The organism is Polaribacter sp. PL03 (assembly GCF_033875165.1).
Classification (GTDB): Bacteria; Bacteroidota; Bacteroidia; order Flavobacteriales; family Flavobacteriaceae; genus Polaribacter.
Window position 1 is genome coordinate 168,607 of the sequence record NZ_JAWZSV010000002.1, and the last position, 18,772, is coordinate 187,378.

Annotated in this window: 16 protein-coding genes and 1 tRNA gene; 9 read left to right on the forward strand and 8 right to left on the reverse strand. The window is 28.5% G+C overall.

The features are described 5' to 3' along the window. Positions 1 to 2 precede the first annotated feature (2 nt). The 6 genes from SHK09_RS04005 to SHK09_RS04030 form a co-directional block, all read right to left on the reverse strand. A complete protein-coding gene (locus SHK09_RS04005) occupies positions 3 to 569 on the reverse strand; it encodes a hypothetical protein (protein ID WP_319809490.1) in 567 nt (188 codons plus the stop codon). Continuing rightward, the gene (locus SHK09_RS04010) at positions 570 to 890 is read right to left on the reverse strand and encodes a hypothetical protein (protein ID WP_319809491.1); all 321 of its coding nucleotides are present in this window, start codon (positions 888 to 890) and stop codon (positions 570 to 572) included. Next, positions 890 to 1,447: a hypothetical protein gene (locus SHK09_RS04015; RefSeq protein WP_319809492.1), complete on the reverse strand. Its 558-nt coding sequence runs from the start codon at positions 1,445 to 1,447 to the stop codon at positions 890 to 892. Before SHK09_RS04015 ends, SHK09_RS04010 begins: the two co-directional genes overlap by 1 nt. A 281-nt stretch (positions 1,448 to 1,728) precedes the next feature. Next, entirely contained in the window at positions 1,729 to 2,439 is a 711-nt protein-coding gene (locus SHK09_RS04020) for a hypothetical protein (RefSeq protein WP_319809493.1), read from the reverse strand. A 411-nt stretch (positions 2,440 to 2,850) separates the two neighbouring features. Further along, positions 2,851 to 2,932 (reverse strand) — tRNA-Tyr (locus SHK09_RS04025). Between the two features lie 195 nt (positions 2,933 to 3,127). After that, positions 3,128 to 4,141 carry an LLM class flavin-dependent oxidoreductase gene (locus tag SHK09_RS04030; protein ID WP_319809494.1) on the reverse strand — a complete coding sequence of 338 codons (1,014 nt, stop codon included), beginning with the start codon at positions 4,139 to 4,141 and terminating at the stop codon, positions 3,128 to 3,130. A gap of 434 nt (positions 4,142 to 4,575) precedes the next feature. Between SHK09_RS04030 and SHK09_RS04035 the strand changes: the two genes are divergently transcribed. Further along, positions 4,576 to 5,439 (forward strand): outer membrane beta-barrel protein, encoded by an 864-nt coding sequence (locus SHK09_RS04035; protein ID WP_319809495.1) that lies wholly within the window; start codon positions 4,576 to 4,578, stop codon positions 5,437 to 5,439. A gap of 73 nt (positions 5,440 to 5,512) precedes the next feature. Here SHK09_RS04035 and SHK09_RS04040 read toward each other — a convergent pair whose 3' ends face one another. Then, positions 5,513 to 8,302, reverse strand: coding sequence for a T9SS type A sorting domain-containing protein (locus SHK09_RS04040; RefSeq protein WP_319809496.1), 2,790 nt, complete (start codon positions 8,300 to 8,302; stop codon positions 5,513 to 5,515). A 211-nt stretch (positions 8,303 to 8,513) separates the two neighbouring features. Here SHK09_RS04040 and SHK09_RS04045 point away from each other — a divergent pair, with 211 nt between their 5' ends. The 3 genes from SHK09_RS04045 (at position 8,514) to SHK09_RS04055 (ending at position 12,046) form a co-directional block, all read left to right on the forward strand. Further along, positions 8,514 to 10,568 (forward strand): ATP-binding protein, encoded by a 2,055-nt coding sequence (locus SHK09_RS04045; RefSeq protein ID WP_319809497.1) that lies wholly within the window; start codon positions 8,514 to 8,516, stop codon positions 10,566 to 10,568. A 167-nt stretch (positions 10,569 to 10,735) separates the two neighbouring features. Then, entirely contained in the window at positions 10,736 to 11,347 is a 612-nt protein-coding gene (locus SHK09_RS04050; protein WP_319809498.1) for a DEAD/DEAH box helicase, read from the forward strand. 60 nt (positions 11,348 to 11,407) lie between these two features. After that, positions 11,408 to 12,046, forward strand: a complete 639-nt coding sequence (locus SHK09_RS04055) for a thiamine phosphate synthase (protein ID WP_319809499.1) — start codon at positions 11,408 to 11,410, stop codon at positions 12,044 to 12,046. Between the two features lie 241 nt (positions 12,047 to 12,287). Here the strand turns inward: SHK09_RS04055 and SHK09_RS04060 are convergent, their stop codons facing one another. Continuing rightward, positions 12,288 to 14,150, reverse strand: coding sequence for a monovalent cation:proton antiporter-2 (CPA2) family protein (locus SHK09_RS04060; RefSeq protein ID WP_319809500.1), 1,863 nt, complete (start codon positions 14,148 to 14,150; stop codon positions 12,288 to 12,290). A 290-nt stretch (positions 14,151 to 14,440) separates the two neighbouring features. On the opposite strand from SHK09_RS04060, the gene SHK09_RS04065 reads away from it, so the two are divergent. From SHK09_RS04065 to SHK09_RS04085, 5 genes are read left to right on the forward strand one after another with little or no spacing between them, the layout of a single operon-like run. Continuing rightward, positions 14,441 to 15,025 carry a TetR/AcrR family transcriptional regulator gene (locus SHK09_RS04065; RefSeq protein WP_319809501.1) on the forward strand — a complete coding sequence of 195 codons (585 nt, stop codon included), beginning with the start codon at positions 14,441 to 14,443 and terminating at the stop codon, positions 15,023 to 15,025. A gap of 23 nt (positions 15,026 to 15,048) precedes the next feature. Next, on the forward strand, positions 15,049 to 15,681 hold the full coding sequence (locus tag SHK09_RS04070; protein WP_319809502.1) for a nitroreductase family protein: 633 nt from the start codon (positions 15,049 to 15,051) through the stop codon (positions 15,679 to 15,681). A 10-nt stretch (positions 15,682 to 15,691) separates the two neighbouring features. Further along, the gene (locus SHK09_RS04075) at positions 15,692 to 16,690 is read left to right on the forward strand and encodes an NADP-dependent oxidoreductase (protein ID WP_319809503.1); all 999 of its coding nucleotides are present in this window, start codon (positions 15,692 to 15,694) and stop codon (positions 16,688 to 16,690) included. Between the two features lie 10 nt (positions 16,691 to 16,700). Beyond that, the gene (locus SHK09_RS04080) at positions 16,701 to 17,861 is read left to right on the forward strand and encodes an iron-containing alcohol dehydrogenase (protein ID WP_319809504.1); all 1,161 of its coding nucleotides are present in this window, start codon (positions 16,701 to 16,703) and stop codon (positions 17,859 to 17,861) included. Between the two features lie 8 nt (positions 17,862 to 17,869). Next, on the forward strand, positions 17,870 to 18,676 hold the full coding sequence (locus tag SHK09_RS04085; protein ID WP_319809505.1) for a type 1 glutamine amidotransferase domain-containing protein: 807 nt from the start codon (positions 17,870 to 17,872) through the stop codon (positions 18,674 to 18,676). Positions 18,677 to 18,772: the final 96 nt, after the last annotated feature.

The following is an 18,772-nucleotide window of genomic DNA, read 5'->3' on the forward strand; positions in this document are numbered from 1 at the left end:
GTTTACTCTATATTAAAATCAAAACTTCCAGATATATAATTTTCATCAATACCAATAGAATACTTATCATTAAAATCTCTAGCAGAAACATAAGCTAAAGCAATATTATTATTTAAAAGGTAGTTTTTATAAGTACTAAGAGAAGAAAGTTTAGGCCCCTGTGAAGATATAATTATATTACAATCTTTATATTCCTTAATTTTTTTATTTAAAATATCTGAAGCATTTGTAACATCATAGCTATCAAATTCTATTTTTTCATGATTTAAATTTAGAAAAATATCTTTATTAGAGCCGTTATTCCTTTCTTCATTATCAAATTGATTTCCTACCTGATTTAATACGACTACCTTTGACGGTTCGTAATATTCTATAAGAGAACTTAAACGACCATCATCAAACCCTGTAATTATAAATAAAACAAGATTTTTATTTAAGTCAAAAATACCTGAATGTTTAAATAATAAACGTGGGGTTTTATGATTCTTAGTTAACCAAGTATCACAATATTTTTTAGGCTTAAAATATATATAATTGATACTACTATGTGCTTTTTTTAGAAAGAACAATTAAGCCCAAATTGTTTCACGTGGCATTGTAGTAATATTTAATAAAATATCACTAGTGCGAGTATGTTTTTCAAAATAAGCATCAAAAGTTTTCCAATTTTTTATTGAATCAGAATAGTTTAATTCAATTTCTTCAATTTCAATATTTAAATCTTTCACTTTTTCAAGGAAAGTAGATTTGTTTTTAATATTCATTTCAGCATAATCTGTAAATGAGATTAATACAATTTTTTGAATATTATTTTCATTTAGAATTATTTCAGTTCCTGAAATAAATCTATCTTCCCAACCTAAAACTGTTATTAAAGTTTTATTTTCCATTATAAAAGTAATTCAAGTTGATTATTAATTTCTTCATTTTCATCCGCAAAAAATGGAATTTCTTTATTACTTATTGCAGCATCTAAAAAAGCTTTTGCAGGGATTGGAAAATGGGAATATTGACCATGAGAATCTAACCCATGTATTGGTAACATCATTCTATTTGGAACATACAAAGGTAATCTAACTCCAGTCGATTTATGACCTACCATTCTTTTGTATAACAATGTACTTCTTAAACAAGCATTTATTATTTCATCAATTTGTTTTTGCTCTTCATCAGTAATAGAGGAGATTTTCGAAATTATAAAATTTAAAGCTCTTGGTTCAGATATGTCTTCGTTTTTAATTCTCTTTTTTAAATAAATAATTAATTGATTAAAGAAATTATTTATTTTTTCTCCTAATTCTTCAGGACAATTCTCTATTTCAGAATCTATATCTTTTATCTTTTCCCAAAATGTTTCACTCCTATTTAGAATTATATCCCTTTGAATTGTAGGTGGTATTTCTTTTATGGAATTTGAACTTGAGTTTGCACGTTCCTTTTCGTACATAAAATAAACAGGAGTCAATAAATTTCTAATAACTCCTGTAGAAATATCTACTAGAGTTTCAAAACCAGAGAAGACAGGTATATTAGTTTTATTACCTCTTTCTCTAAAATATATTGCTCTACCGTATTTAGCTACATAATCATTAATTTGAGTCCCTTTTGGATTTGGGTATTTTTCTTTAGCTTTCTTTTTTGCTTTCGCTTTTCCTTCATCAAGTCCTGTTCGAAAACTTTTACTTTCAGGTAAAAATTCATCAACACTTAAATCTATTTTTGCAATGCTTAACCTTTTTGAAATAACATCTTTTGCAAATTTGCTAAATTCGGAATCACTATAAGTTTTCCTACTAAACCACCATCTTGCGCATTCGCTAACATTTTAGCAGGTTTAGAGATTCTAATAAAACTAACCCCTTCACCTCTAAAACGAATTCCACCATTTTTATTAAAATTGTTTAAAAAATGATCTTCAGTATAATTTTGTACTAAGTAATTTCCTGCACCATTATCTGTTAAAAAATGCATTCCAAACTGTTCTGTTATACTATTATCAGAAATTCTACCCGTTGGGTTATCAACTCCAACAAGTTTATATTCTCCACCAAAACCACTGTCTGACCAAACAACCAAACCACCACCTTTTTTAACCCAAACCCTTACAACTTCTGCTTCTTCTTTAGAAAACACACGTTGGTTAGATGCTAAAATTAAAACATCAACTGTTTTTAAAGTTTTTGAATTTAATATTAATTCCTGATCATAAATTTCTCTTACATCTAAATTAACTTCTTCTAATGCTTCTAAAAATTGACTCATACCTAAAATATCGGTATCATTCAATCTCATTTGATGAAAAGGTTCTTGTTCTCCAGAAGGAATCTTTCCATCTGCAGAAACGTCTCCATAAACATACAATACAGACTGGGCATTTAAACAAAATGGTAAACAAACTATAATTAATAAATAAATAATTTTTTTATAAAACTGGCTCATTTTTTATGAATTTTAATCTAATTTACTAAAAAAATAGAGGAAGTTTCTTTTTAATGCTTCAATACTATAAAAATTGCTAGATATCACTAAGTACTTAAAATAGATACTAATTTTTATACAATTAGACTAAATCAATTTTGGCTTTTTGTGAGCGTACATAACTGCACATTTTCTCTCATAATTACTTCTACTTTATTCATTATTTATAGAATAATTTTAGTTTTAAGAACACTTTGTAATCTAAGTTTTATGAAATTGACTTTTTTAAGAATAAAATAAGCTGTTGAAATTCTTATAAAAATAAGATCGTAGTTTTATAGTAAAAACTAAAATAAGAATTTCTGTGTTTGGGTTTTATTGAATGAATTATAAAGAAATTTAATTCATTTTAGAAATCAAAAAAGTAAATTGTGGGGAGAGCAGGATTCGAACCTGCGAAGACGTAGTCAACGGAGTTACAGTCCGTCCTCGTTGGCCGCTTGAGTATCTCCCCTTTTATTTACTATTTCAATGAACAAGCTAATCTACTACTATAACCAAACGAATTAACTACTTTGGCTTTTCATATAAAAAGCAACCCTTTTTGTAAAGGATTGCGAATATACAAAGTTTTCATAAATGTCCTAAAAATATTATATATTTTTTTTTAATTATATGGTTCAATCAACTATAAAGCAACTAATAGGTATTATGAAATAGGATTTAATTCTTTCATAATTTCAGAAAATAATTCAAAAGAGCGTATTTTTTCTTTACCGTCATAAATATTAGCAACAGCAATAAGTTCATCTGCTTTTGTTAGTTCTATAAAATCTTTTACTTGAGCTTTAACTGTAGCTTTACTTCCTATAAAAGAATATTTTAGCATTTGATGTATTTGTGGATTTTGCAAAACCTCTTTAAGATCATTAGTCATATCAGTTGGCGGTTGTACGAAATCTCGTTTACCAGTAAATATGCCAACAATCATGCGTATTAAAGAGGTAGATAAACGTTGTGCTTCTTCATCTGTATCTGCTATAATTATATTTACACCAGCCATTACATACGGTTTTTTAAAATCGTTTGAAGGTTTAAATTCTTGGCGATAAATTTCTATGGCTTCCAATAAATGAGTTGTTGCAAAATGACTTGCAAATGCATAAGGCAATCCTTTTTTTGCTGCTAAATGAGCACTATCTGTGCTAGAACCTAATATATAAATAGGTACCTCTACTCCTTCTGCAACTGTAGCACGTACTTTTGAAAATGCATTTTCTTTAGAAAAATATTGCTGAATTTTGTCTAATTCGTTAGGAAAAGATTGAGCCGCTTCCATAAAATTAGACCGTATAGCTTCTGCTGTTTCCCTGTCTGTTCCTGGAGCTCTACCTAAGCCTAAATCTATTCTATTAGGATATATAGATGCTAACGTACCAAATTGTTCTGCTATAATTAAAGGTGAATGGTTTGGTAACATAATACCGCCAGAACCTATACGAAGAGTATTTGTACCAGATGCAACATACCCCATTAATACAGAAGTAGCACTACTAGCTATGTTGGGTGAATTATGATGCTCTGCTAACCAATAACGTGTATAGCCAAATGTTTCTGCGTTTTGTGCTAATTGCAGAGCGTTATTATAAGTTTCCTTTAATGTATGATCTTTAGACACCAATGCAAGGTCTAATATAGAATATAATGTATGTAGATTTTTCATAAATGTATTGTATTCTTTATAAAACAATTAGATATTTAAATGTAATAGTTCTCTGTTAAATAATAGTCGTTTTTTTCTTTAAAATAATACATTTTAATTTTAAGTTTTATAATTAAATTAAGGTTTTAATTTATTGGTTATAAAATCTTACGAATTGGTTTTAAACCTTTTACCCTACTGTTAATTTATCAATTTCATAAAAGGTGAAATAGTTATATAAAAAGCATGTACCTTTGATTTTTTTTAATCAAAAAAAGAATAAAAAAGGCTAAAAAAGGCTAAAAAAGGAACCTGAAAAAGTGTACTAATTTTATTGAATAAATTATGTTTTTTTATATTCTAAACGGCTACATTTAATCTCTCTAAGCAACCTGATTAGAAAAAACAAAGTTCAATCTTTCTTATATAAATAAACAACTTAAAATTAATAAATTATGAAACATTTAATCGCAGTATTTACAACTATTTTAATAAGTTCCGTTTCTTTCGGGCAAGTTCAAGTTTCCGTTAGTACAGGATATGCATTAAGCAGCGCCGGAATGAAATTAGGAGAAAAAGTTAATGTATCTGAAACTGAAAACAGCTATGGTAGTTATGGTGAAGGTGCTAACATTCAAGTAAGAGGTACCTATTTTTTTAATGAATCGTTTGGTTTAGATGTAGCAGTTGGTTATTTAAGAGGTGCAGATAAAACAGTTTCTGAGGTTAATATACCAAGTATGAATGTTGATGCTATTGCTAGAGCTCGTGCTTTTGGTGCCTCTGCTTCAATGGTATATCGTTTTACTAATAATATTTATGGCCGTTTTGGTGCCTTATTAAAAATTGGTGGAAAAACAGAAGCTGTTGTATTTAGAAAGTCTGTTTTTTCGCAAGCTGAAGCAGATGCGTTAGGTGTACCGTTAGGTTCTTATTCAGAAACAAATTATGTAGAAGATTACCATGGTCATTTTCCTTTAGGTTTTGTTGGTGCTCTTGGTTACAAATACGATTTAGATGCAAATTTCTCTCTTTTTGTTGAAGCAGAATATTACGGAATTAGCTTAAAAAGAAAAGATTCTGAAATTACAGCATTTAATACAGATGTAGTTTTACCTAACGGAACAGTTACTGCTAGTGGTTTTTATTCTTTAGATAATTTGCCTGCAGGTTTTGTAAAAGAAACTACTTATGTAGATAATTTATCTAATACGAATACAGATATTTCAAAGAAATTATCACAAAAAGTACCTTATTCTTCTTTCGGAATTAACTTAGGTGTTACTTACCAGTTTGAAGGTGCTAACAAGAAAATATAATTATTTTTTATTACAAAAAAAAGCCCTGATAAGTCAGGGCTTTTTTTTGTTAAATAGTGTCTTATAGTAAATGTTATTGTTTTACAATTTTAGATACATATGTTTTTGCATTAGATGTAAGCTTAAGAATATAGGTTCCGCTTTTTAAACTTGTTAAATCTAACGTCTGGTTGTCTGTTATATTTTTTTGTTTAATAATAAGTTTTCCTGTTAATTCAAATACAGAAGCAATTATGTTTTCGCCACTAATAGCACCTAAAGATAAAACAAGATTTCCTTTTGTAGGATTAGGATATGCTTTAATACCTGCAATTTTAAAATCTTCTTCACCTAAAGTTACATCTAAAGTTATTTTATTTTTTATCAATATTAAATCGGTAATAATACTATTAGCTATTCTACATGTATATTCACCTATGTCTTCAGAACTTACATTAGATATTGTGTATGTGCTTTCTGTAGCTCCGTCTATCAATATATTATTTTTATACCAACTGTATAAATTATTACTGCTTTGTGTTCCCATTACAGTAAATGTAATTTCTTCTCCTACAGTATTAGATATTGTTTCTTCTGTATCTAAATAAGCTTGAGGCGAATATCTAAAAGAAGCTATATTAGCATTATAAGAAGAAAACATATTTTCGAAATCTTCGAAAACAAATGAGTTATTTCTAATATCTAAAGTATTTAAGTTTAAAACTGTAAAATCTGGTAATACTCCCGAAAAATTATTACTTCCTAAATATAATTTTTCTAATGTAGCTATAGAAGTAATACTGTTTGGTATAGTACCAGTAAATTTATTATTCTGAAGACTTAAGTAATCTAAAGATTGTAAACCACCTATTGTGCTAGGTATATTGCCTTCTAGTTTATTATTATAAAGCAACAGTCTTTCTAAAGCAATACAACCTGCTATTTCTGCGGGTAAAACGCCAGAAAATTCATTATCCATTAACCATGCAGTTTTTAGATTGGTTAATTGCCCTATACTTTTAGGAATAGCCCCAGAAAGTTTATTATTATTTAAAACAAATGTGGTTAATTTTATTAAATTTCCTATTTGAGAAGGTATTTCACCTGTTAACTCATTTTTATTAAGAGATAAAACTCTAAGGTTTACTAAGTTTGTTATACTTGTAGGTATTTCCCCTGTTAAACCACTACTATTTGAACCATTAAGAGATAAATAATCTAACTTTGTTAAATTACCAATATTAGTAGGTATTTCACCCGTTATTACACCAGAAATAGATAACGTTTTAAGGTTTGGTAATTCTGTAATTTCTGCAGGTATAGCTGTTGAACTATTACCATGAATATTTAAAGAAATTAATGAAGTAAGTTGATTTATAGTAGCTGGTATATTATATGCAATAAGATTACTTGCAGGAGTTACTATTAAAATTTTTTCAAGTCCTGGTATTAACCAAAAACCTTCTGGAAGTATATCAAATAAACTTTCATTAATAGATATTTCTTTTAGATTTATAAGATTTTCTATCCCAACTAAACTACCTGTAAAATCATCACCTATTTTTAAAATTTCTAAAGGTGTAATAGCAAAAATTTCTGAAGGAAAATTACCAGACAATTCAGTATTAACAATATCTATTTTTTTTAAATTGGTAAAATATTTAATATTTGCAGATAAAGTACCAGCTAAGAATCTATTATTTGTAAGGTTTAATATTTCTAACATTAAAAAATTCCAAGTTTCATCTGGTAATTCACCAGAAAGGTTATTACGAGATAAATCGATACCTACTACTCTATTTGCACTATTTAATGTAATACCATACCAGGTACTTATATCTGCGTTTAAGTCCCATTTATTGGTCCAATTTGCACCATCAAGAGCATTGTAAATTGCAATTAAAGAGTTTCTTTCATTAATTACTTTTACAGTTATTACATTTCTATCTACAGTTAAATTAGGTACATCTACATTATTAATTTTACAAGTGTAGTTACCAGAGTTTGCAAGTGATGCATTTACAATATCATAAGACATGCCTGTAGCACCTGCTATAATTACATTGTTATAATACCATTGGTACGTATTACTTACATGTGTTAAGCCAGAAGTTGTTAATGTAGTATTCTCACCTTCTAAGATAATAACATCTTCAATATTATTAATAGGATTCTGAGTTTCGTAAGTTAAATTATCTACATTATCTTCTAAAATTTTAGCAATTTTATTAAAAGAAACTACTCTACCAAAAACAGAAAAATAAAGGTTATTATTACTAATATCTAAAGTTTTAATTCTAAATAATGTAACAAAAGTGTAATTTGGTAAATCTGTTAAAAGGTTATTAGAAACATTAACTTCACCTACATTAGCAATAGAATTACCTATTTCTACTGGTAATGTTCCTGTAAGTTTATTATAACTTAAATTAATTTCTACAAAATGTCTTTCATTTAATGTAAAAAGAGCAACAGGTATATCTCCACTTAATTGGTTATTCTGAAGGTATAAATAATTTAAATCGTTTGCATTCCCTAAAACTCCTGGAATAGTTCCTGTAATTTTATTGTTTGAAAGATCTAACTTATTAAGACTTTTTAAATTACCTAATTCTACAGGAATTGTACCTACTAAATTGTTATTAGATAGATTTATTTCATCTATATGTCTTTCTGCTCCTGTTCCTCCCGAAGGAAAATAAACAGCTGTAACAACTCCATACCAAGTAGTTGGATCTGCATTAAGATCCCAAGGAGTTGCCCAATTTGCACCATCTGTTGTATTGTATAGAGCAAGAAGTGCATTTTTATCATTTTCTGAAATCTCCTGAGAAGAAACTGAAATAAATGATAGTAAGAATAAATAGAGTACTAATTTTCTCATTTTTTTTTGTTTTTTTTTCACGAATATAATAAAAATGAATTAGTTCATTTTTTAAAAATAAAAATGAACTAATTTCTTATAATAAAAATATTTTAAGATGGATTTAATATGTTTGCTCCCTAAAAAATAATTATTTATCAATGATAATTATGTTATATAATTGCAATTAAAGAAAATGAGGGTTATTATGCCTACATTAGATTTCTTAAATATGAAAACAAAATTACATACAAAACTATCACTAACTAATAGTAGGCCATTTTACTACAAGCATGTAAAAACGATATGTTGTTTTCTTGTATTGTTCTTTTTAAATGTTGCTTCATATGGTTTCGAGCAAGAAAAGAAGAATGTTACACCAATAGATATTAAAAACACTACTATTAATAACGAAACAGAAATAAAATTAGATACTAATTGGGAGTTTTATTGGAATGAGTTAATAGCACCTAATAATTTTACTAAACATAAGTCTTTTGCTTTAGTTTCACTTAATAATTGGACTCAATTCAAACTTTCTAACAGTAATAAATTACCTTCTTTTGGTTATGCGACTTATCGAAAAAAGATTTCTATTACAAAAGAAAGGCCACATGTTTCTTTATACATTCCTGCAGCATATTCTTCTTCTAAATTATGGATAAATGGTGAGTTTATATCAGAAATTGGTCGTGTTAGTAAGTTAAAATCAACAACACAACACAGAAGGTTTTCACAAATTATTCCTTTAAATACGAATGAAACTGATTTTGAAATTGTTATTCAGGTTTCAAATTTTTACCATAATAAAGGTGGTATTAATGAGCCTCTAATATTAGGTACTAGCTATCATCTTTACAACATTAAATCTAAAAGAATAATTGCCGACATGATTTTTATTGGTTGTATTGGCTTTATAGGAGTATTCTTTCTGTTTTTCTTTATTTTTTATTGGAATAAAGACCAAGCAGTACTCTACTTTGCAACACTTTGTATCTCTCTATCTTACATGGCTTTAAGTGATAGATATGCACCTTTAACAGAAATTTTTCCTTCTGTAAATTGGATTATTTTAACAAAAATAGAATACCTATCATTATTTATTTCCGGAGTGTCTGCTAGTCTATTTTTCAAAAATATTTTCACTAATTTTATTCACAAAAACTACACAAAAATTATAATTTATAGTTTTTCTTTACTTGGTCTTCTAGATATTTTTCTGCCACCACCTTATTTTACGAAGTTACTTTTACCTTTTCTAATATGTATGGTTATTAACTTTAGTTACATAACCTTTGTAATTATTAAGGCAGTACTTGTTAAGCGCTATGAGTCTCTTTTGTTATTAGTAAGTATGCTATTAGGGTCAATTATTTTCTATGTTCATATCTTTTTCTTTTTAGAAAAAAATGGATACGCAATAATTTACGTAAACTTTGGATATGTATTAGTTTTTCTTCTACTTTCTATGCTTTTAATGACTCGTTTTTCTAATTCATTTAAAGAACTAGAAAATTCTAAAGAACTAGCTTTACAACAGAAAAAAGAGATTTCTATAAAATCAAATCAATTGTCTAGTGTTAATTTAGAATTAGAAGGGAATTTAAAACTGTTAGAAAATTACAACACAGAATTAGATGATTTTAATCATATTGTGTCTCACGATTTAAAATCGCCACTTGTTGCTGTGCATGCATTGGCTTCTTTTATTGAAGAAGATCTTAAAGCTACTTTAGACAATGAAACTAAAAATCATTTAAAATTATTAAAAAATGTAGTTTCGAAAATGGATGCTTTAATAAATGGACTTTTAAAGTATTCTAAAATTGCAAGAGGAAATAAAAATAAAGAATTGTTTAGCTTAAATGAGTTGCTAAAAGATGTTATAAATATTGTAGATCATCAAAATAAAAGTACAATTAATGTTCCTAAAGAAGATTTAGAAATTTATGCGAATAAAATTGAATTAGAACATGCTTTTCAAAATCTAATAAGTAATTCTATTAAGCACAACGATAAAGAACGAGCTGTAATAGATATTTTAGTGTCTAAAAAATCTAAAGAGTATTTATTTTCGGTTAAGGATAATGGCCCAGGTATAGATGAGAAATACCACCATAAGATTTTTAAAATGTTTAGTCAGTTAGACATCAATGAAAACGATGTGGAAAGTACTGGTATTGGTCTTGCAATTGTTAAGAAAATAATAGCAGAAAATCATGGTGTAATCTCACTAGAATCTGAAGAGAAAAAAGGAATAAAAATTAGTTTCACATGGAAAATATAAGGGAATATAATTAATAATAAATTCAATATTTTTTAATAAAATACATCTAATTATTTCTGATAATTAAAAATTGATTACTAGTACTAATAGAAAATTAAGTACGCCTATTTAGTTGTATATTTGCCTTTAATATTAAAAATTAAGTATCAATTATCTTACTATTTCCTATGCCTTTTAAAAAATTACACTCACATATATTAGAAAAGTTAGAATCTCACGAAATTACAGCTCCTACTCCATTTCAAAAAGCTAGTATTCCTGTAATAAAAAGTGGTGCGAATCTATTTTGTGTTGCTCCAGAAAATGCCGGTAAATCTACAACACTTTTAATTACAACTTTACAAAAATTAAAATGTGAAGAAGTTGGTGTTGCACCAAGAGCTATTGTTTTAGTAGAGAATAGAGAAAAAGTAATAGAATTATCTGATCTATTTTTAAAATACACAAGACATTCTTCTTTACGTGTTTATATGTGTGATGATAAATTACATATAGATGTTTTAAAATCGGAAATATTTGAAGGTGCTGATATTCTTATTTCTACACCTGTAACAATGAATAAATTACTTTTATTAGAAGGTGTTAATACCACTCAGTTAAAAATTCTTAGTATCGATGATGCAGCTTTTTTATCTAAAACAACTTCATATACAGCACTTATGGCTGTTACACAGAGTCTTCATAAATGTCAATATGTGGTGTACTCAGAAACAAATCATCCTATTCTTAAACGTTTAGAATCTCAGTTTATGCAATATTCTAGAACAGTTGCTATTTAAAGATTTTATAGATTTATACTTAAAATATAGCTATAATTTACTATTAAAAAAGAACACATCATGATACCTAAATTACATTATATTTCTCAAGGAAATTCTCCTAAAGAGCATATAGAAAACATTCAGAAAGCATGTTCTGCAGGTGCAGAATTAGTACAATTGCGTTTAAAAAATGTTTCTGAAAAAAAATATTTAAAAATAGCTAAAGAGGCAAGAGAAATTACATCTTACTTTCAAACTCGTTTAATTATAAATGACGATTATAAAATAGCCAGAGAAGTAAAAGCAGATGGTGTACACTTAGGGCAATTAGATGCATGCCCAATAACAGCTAGAAAGCATTTGTATACTTGGCAAATTATTGGTGGTACTGCGAATACTTTACAAGATTGTGAAACTTTACTTGGTAAAGAGGTCGATTATATTAGCTTAAGTCCTTTTAGAGTTTCTGCTACTAAAGATAATTTACCTACTACATTAGGTTTAAACGGTTTTAAAGCAATTTTAGATGTTCTAAAAACAGAAACCCCAATTTTAGGAGCTGGAGGCATTACAACAAAAGATGTGAAAGTTATTTTAGAAACTGGTATTTCTGGTATTGGAGTTTCCGAAGAAATTACTAAGAATTTTGATATTATTAAAGAATTTAATAAACTGTTAAGCGCTTCTTCTATAGATGAACAACGCCATACATTTTAATTAAAATAAGAAAAAACATACTACATCAGTAAGTAAAAGGACTCCGTTGGTATTTATTTTTTGAAGTAATACTATTGTATTTGTTAGTTACAATTTTGCTTTGTGATCTAAATAATAATTTAACGCAATGGTTTCTGCATCTAAACCGTGCTTTAACTATATAATTTTACTTTTTCTGAAGCATGTAATTAACAACTAGAGTAATAATATATTCTTAACCGTGTAATATTTGTAAATAGACCTATTTAATATTTTTACAATCAGAATGTTCGTCAAACTCTACCAAACCTCTTTTAAAATCTTCGTTTAAGAATTTTTCTTGTTGTTCTAATTCTTTACGTGCTTTAAAAATATAAGTTTCATTCCTTTCTGGTTCAGATGCCAAACGTCTTAAACTTTCCTCATCATATTTTATAAAATTCTTAACCTGTTGAGTTAAGGTCTCTTTTTTAAAACCAATTTTGCCCAAAACATCTTTTGCTAATGTTAAAGAAGTTTCTAAAGATTCTCTATAAATATTTTCTAAACCAAGGTTTAATAACTCATAAGCATCGTACCTATCTTTTGCCCTAATCATAAGTTCTACGTGTGGGTATTTAGCTTTAATTATTTTATTAATTTCTTTTGATACAGACAATTTGTTCGTTGCACAAATAATTATTTTAGCTTCTGCAATTCCTGCAGATTCTAATAAATCTAAACGTGTAGCATCACCGTAATACACTTCAAACCCCATTTTTCTTAGAAAGTCTACCCTATTAGAATCATGATCTAAAATGGTAGCCTCTACTCCATGAGATCTTAAGAAGCGCCCAATAGTGCTTCCAAAATGACCAAATCCTACTAATATAATTTTCTGAGATTTTGCAATATGATCCATCGGCCTTTTAATAGACTCTTTAGTACCTAAATTAGGAAGAATTAAGCGTTCATTTAACAAGCCAATTATAGGTGTAAGTGCCATTGTTAATGCTGTTATAACCAACATCATATCTAGTTCTTTTTGTTCTAAAATATTAGATTGAAAAGCAAAGGATAGCAATACAAATGCAAACTCTCCTATTTGTGCTAAACTAAATGTTAGTAATAAATTTTGATCTAATTTTAAATTAAAAATACGACCTGCAATAAACAATACAAGAGCCTTTATAACTACAATAGCAATTAAAACACCACCAATAGTAAACGGATTATTTGCTATAACAATAAAATTAATGGAAGCACCAACTGCCATAAAAAATAAACCTAACATTAGGTTTTTAAAAGGTTCTAATGTACTTTCTAACTCATGTTTAAACTCACTATTAGACAATACTACTCCGCCTAAAAAAGCACCTAATGCCGGACTTAAACCAACATATTCCATAATAAATGAAATTCCAAAAACTATTAAAAAAGCAGCAGCAATTAACAGCTCTCTTACATCTGTTTTTGCTACTTTTCTTAACATAGGTACTATTAAATATTTACCTGCAACTATAATTAAAACAACAGATAAAATAATAGCAAGTGTTTGAAAACCTAATGGTAAACTATCTAATAAATTTGTAGAATTTAGAGTACTTTCTTTAGTAGTAACTTCTCTAGAATTAGACATTAAAGGTATTGCACCAATCATAAAAATTACAATAATATCTTGAAACAATAAAATAGAAAATGCAGATGTACCAAAATTGGTATCCATTAATCCTTTTTCTTTTATTGTTTGTAGTGCAATTGCTGTAGATGATAATGCAACTGCCATAGATATTACTAGTGATACCTTCCAATCATAACCCAATAAAGTGAATAAAAAATAAGAAAGTAACATGGTTCCTGCAACTTGTATTCCTCCCAATCCTACAATGGTTTTTCGCATGTTCCAAAAATTCTTTGGCTCGATCTCTAGTCCTATTAAAAATAGCATTACTACAACTCCAAATTCTGCAAAATGCATAATATCTTGCCCTTCTTCACCTATAAAACCTAAAGCATAAGGACCAATTAATACACCTGCTAATAAATATCCAAGAACAGAACTTAGGCCTAATTTTTTAGCTATTGAGACACATAATATAGCACCCGCTAAAAATATAATGGCTTGAAAAAGGATACTACCTGTCATGTTTTGTTATTTTAAAATTGATTTCACAAATCTAAACGAAATATATATATATATTCTTTAGATAATAAAAAAAGGAGTTTTCACTAGACTTACCCAATTTTAAATTTTAATTAAAAACATCTATACCAAAACATTAGACACTATTTTTCAATTAATTTATAATTACAATTTTAAAAATTACTAGGATTTTGTACTAACTCCTACTTCAATGTTTTAAATAAATATAAAGTTCTGTTAAAAAAGAATGAACATTCATTTTTTATTATATCTTTGCATCAGAATAAAAAAATATGGCGAAGCTTCAGAAAAGTATAGATAAAAGAAATGCATTAATTAAAGCTACTATCGAACTGGTAAACAATAACGGTTTCCACGCAACTCCTATGAGTAAAATAGCGAAAATGGCAAATGTATCTCCAGCAACTATCTATTTGTATTTTGAAAACAAGCAAGATTTAGTAAACAAGACATATATAGATGTTAAGGCAAAATATACAGATTATGCTTTTGAAACTTATGATGCTACTATGTCTGTAGAAGATGGGTTTGAATTAATTTGGAAAAGGATTGCAAATTTTAAGCTAAAAGAATGTGAAAATGCAATGTTTTTAGCACAATGTGATAATACTCCAATGATCGACGAACCAAGTAGACAAGAAGGAATTAAACATTTACAACCCCTACTCGATCTTTGGTTTCGTGGAATAGAAGAAGGAATTATAAAGCCAATGTCAGATTATTTGTTGTACGCTTATTCAATAAACCCTTTATCATTCTTAATGATGTCAGAGAAAAGAGGCACATTTAAACTAGACAAAACACATATAGAAGAAGCATATCAATCTGCGTGGAACAGTATAAAAGTGATGCATTAACATTAAAAAATAAATTTGAAAACATGGAATTATTAGATAAATTAAATTGGAGATATGCTGCAAAAGCAATGAATGGTAAAGTTGTAGCTGAAGATAAAATTGAGAGAATTTTAGAAGCTGCACGTTTAGCTGCTACTTCTAGTGGTTTACAACCTTTTGAGATTTTTGTAGTTAAAAATCAAGAAATAAAAGAAAAAATTAGACCTATTGCTTGGAATCAATCTGTAATAACAGACTGTTCTCACTTACTAGTTTTTGCTGCTTGGGACACATATACGCCAGAACGTATTAATTATATGTTCGATTTAACAAACGAAATTCGTGGGTTTAAAAATGAAGGTTGGGAAGATTACCGTCAAATGTTACTAAATACATATCCTCAAAAAGATGCTGAAGAGAACTTTAATCATGCAGCTAAACAAGCATACATAGCTTTTGCTCATGCTATAATTGCAGCAGCTTATGAAGGTGTAGATGCAACTCCTCTAGAAGGTTTTGATCCTAGTGCAGTTGATGAAATCTTAGGTTTAAAAGAAAAAGGATTACGTAGTGCAGTATTATTACCATTAGGTTACAGAGCAGATGACAAAGATTGGTTAGTTAATTTAGTAAAAGTTAGAAAACCAATGAAAGACTTAGTTACAGTAATCGAATAAATAAAAAATTATGATTAAAACTATAGTATTAAATAATAGACCTGTAGGGAAACCAACTGTTTCAAATTTTGAATTTAAAACAGAAAACACAGAAATTACAATTAATAAAGGAGAAGTTCTTTTAGAGGCAGCATATGTTTCTGTAGATCCTTATTTAAGAGGACGAATGAGTGATGCTAAATCATATATTCCTTCTTTTGAATTAAATAAACCAGTACAATCTGGCGTTATTGCAAAGGTTTTAGAATCTAAAAATGATAATTTTAAAGAAGGTGATTTTGTTTCTGGAATGTTATCATGGCAAACAAAACAAGTTTCTAATGGAGAAGGACTTTTAAAAGTAGATGGTTCTAAAGCTCCTTTAAGTACGTATTTAGGTGTTTTAGGTATGACTGGTTTAACTGCTTATTTAGGTTTACACCAAATTGGTAAACCTGTTGCAGGAGAAACTATTGTTATTTCTGGTGCTGCTGGTGCTGTAGGTTCTGTTGTTGGGCAAATAGCAAAAATACTAGGACTTAGAGTTATTGGAATTGCTGGTACAGATGAAAAAATAGAAATGCTTAAAACCAAGTTTGGTTTCGATGCTGGTATTAATTACAATACAAGTAAAGATATAAATGCTGATATTAAAAAAGCAGCGCCAAATGGTGTAGATATTTATTTCGATAATGTTGGTGGACCAGTATCTGATGCAGTTTTATTTAATATTAATCGTTTTGCTAGAATGATAATTTGTGGTGCAATCTCTGTTTATAACAATACAGAATTACCTACAAGCTTAAGTGTACAGCCCTTTTTAGTTAAAAATAGTGCCTTAATGCAGGGTTTTATTATTTCTAATTATGCTGATAAATTTCCTGAAGCAATGCAACATTTATCTGGTTGGTTAGCAGATGGAAAATTAAAGTACACAGAAACTATTGTAGATGGTTTCGATAATATCCCTAATGCTTTTATCGACTTATTTGAAGGTAAAAACAAAGGAAAAATGATCGTTAAAATTTAAAGAGAAAAAAATGAACAATTTTGAATTAAAAAACCCAACCAAAATTATTTTTGGAAAGGATACAATTAAACAAATAGAAACAGAAATTCCTAAAGAAGCCAAAATATTATTATTGTATGGCGGTGGTAGTATTAAGAAAAACGGAATTTACGAACAAGTAAAAAAAGCTTTAACAGCTTATGAAGTTGTAGAGTTTGGAGGGATTCCTGCAAACCCAGAATACGCAACCCTAATTGAAGCTTTAGATGTTATTAAAGAAGAAGGTATTACTTATTTATTAGCTGTTGGTGGTGGTTCTGTTATAGACGGAACTAAATTTTTATCTGCTGCTGCAGTATATGATGGTGAAACACCTTGGGATATCTTAACTAAAAATATTAGAACAGAAAAAGGAATGCCTTTTGCTACTGTTTTAACATTGCCTGCAACAGGATCTGAAATGAATTCTGGTGCCGTAATAACAAGAGCAGAAACTAAAGAGAAATTAGCAATGGGTGGTCCAGGTTTATTTCCTGTATTTTCAATATTAGATCCACAAGTAATTAGTTCTATACCACAACGCCAATTGGCAAACGGATTAATGGATTCTTTTACGCACGTCTTAGAGCAATATATGACGTACCCAGTTAACGGGTTATTACAAGATCGTTTTGCTGAAAGCATTTTACAAACCATTATAGAAGTTGCTCCTAAAGTATTAAAAGACCCTACAGATTATGATGCTACTGCAAACTTTATGTGGAGTTGTACAATGGCTTTAAACGGATTGATACAAAAAGGAGTTCCTGGAGATTGGGCAGTACACGCAATGGGACATGAATTAACTGCTTTATTTGGTATAGATCATGCGCGCACTTTAGCAGTAATTGCACCAAGTCATTACAAATATAATTTTGAAGCTAAAAAAGAAAAGTTAGCTCAATATGGAGAACGTATTTGGAATATTACTGATGGAAGTATAGATGACAAAGCATACGCTGCTATCGAAAAAACAGTAGATTTCTTTCATGAATTAGGTATCGATACTAAACTATCTGATTATACGAAAGAATATGAAGGAACCGCAGAAAAGATAGCACAACGTTTTACAGATAGAGGTTGGTTAGGTTTAGGAGAACACCAAAATTTAACACCAGAAAAAGTAGAGAAAATAGTAAAAATGGCTTACTAATTAAATATATGAAAATCACAAAAATAATAGCCTTAGCGCTTACAATTGTTACAGCATCAAGTTGTAAAGAATCAAAAAAAGAAGTATCTTCAGAAAAAGTTTCAGAAGAAAAAAAAGAATTAATTAAAACAAAAAAAATGAACGTATTATTTGTATTAACATCTCACGATAAATTAGGAGATACAGGAAAAAAAACAGGTTTTTGGGTAGAAGAATTTGCAAACCCATATTATACTTTATTAGATAAAGGAGCAACCATTACAATTGCTTCTCCTAAAGGTGGCGCTGCCCCTATAGACCCAAGTAGTGATGCACCGGATGCTGCAACAGAAGCAACAGATCGTTACAATAAAGATGCAGATGCTAAAGCAAAAATTGCAAATACAAAGAAATTATCTGATATAAATGCAGATGATTTTGATGCAGTTTTCTATCCTGGTGGACATGGACCATTATGGGATTTAGCTAATGATGCAACTTCTATTTCATTAATAGAAAAATTTAATAATCAAGACAAGCCAGTTGCTTTTGTATGTCATGCACCAGCTGCTTTAAAAAATGTTAAAAATGCAGATGGAACGCCTTTAGTAACAGGAAAAAAAGTAACAGGTTTTACAAACACAGAAGAAGATGCTGTTGGTTTAACATCTGTAGTTCCGTTTTTAGTAGAAGACATGCTTACCAAAAATGGCGGAATTTATTCTAAAAAAGAAGATTGGGCTGCATATGCAATTCAAGATGGTAATTTAATTACAGGTCAAAACCCTGCTTCATCTGAATTAGTAGCAGAAAAATTATTAGAGAGTTTAAAATAATTTAAATTTAAATAATTTAAAAAGGGTTGTCTATTTATAGACAACCCTTTTTTTGTTTAAAAGAAATTACATTTTATATTAAATGCTTCAAAAATC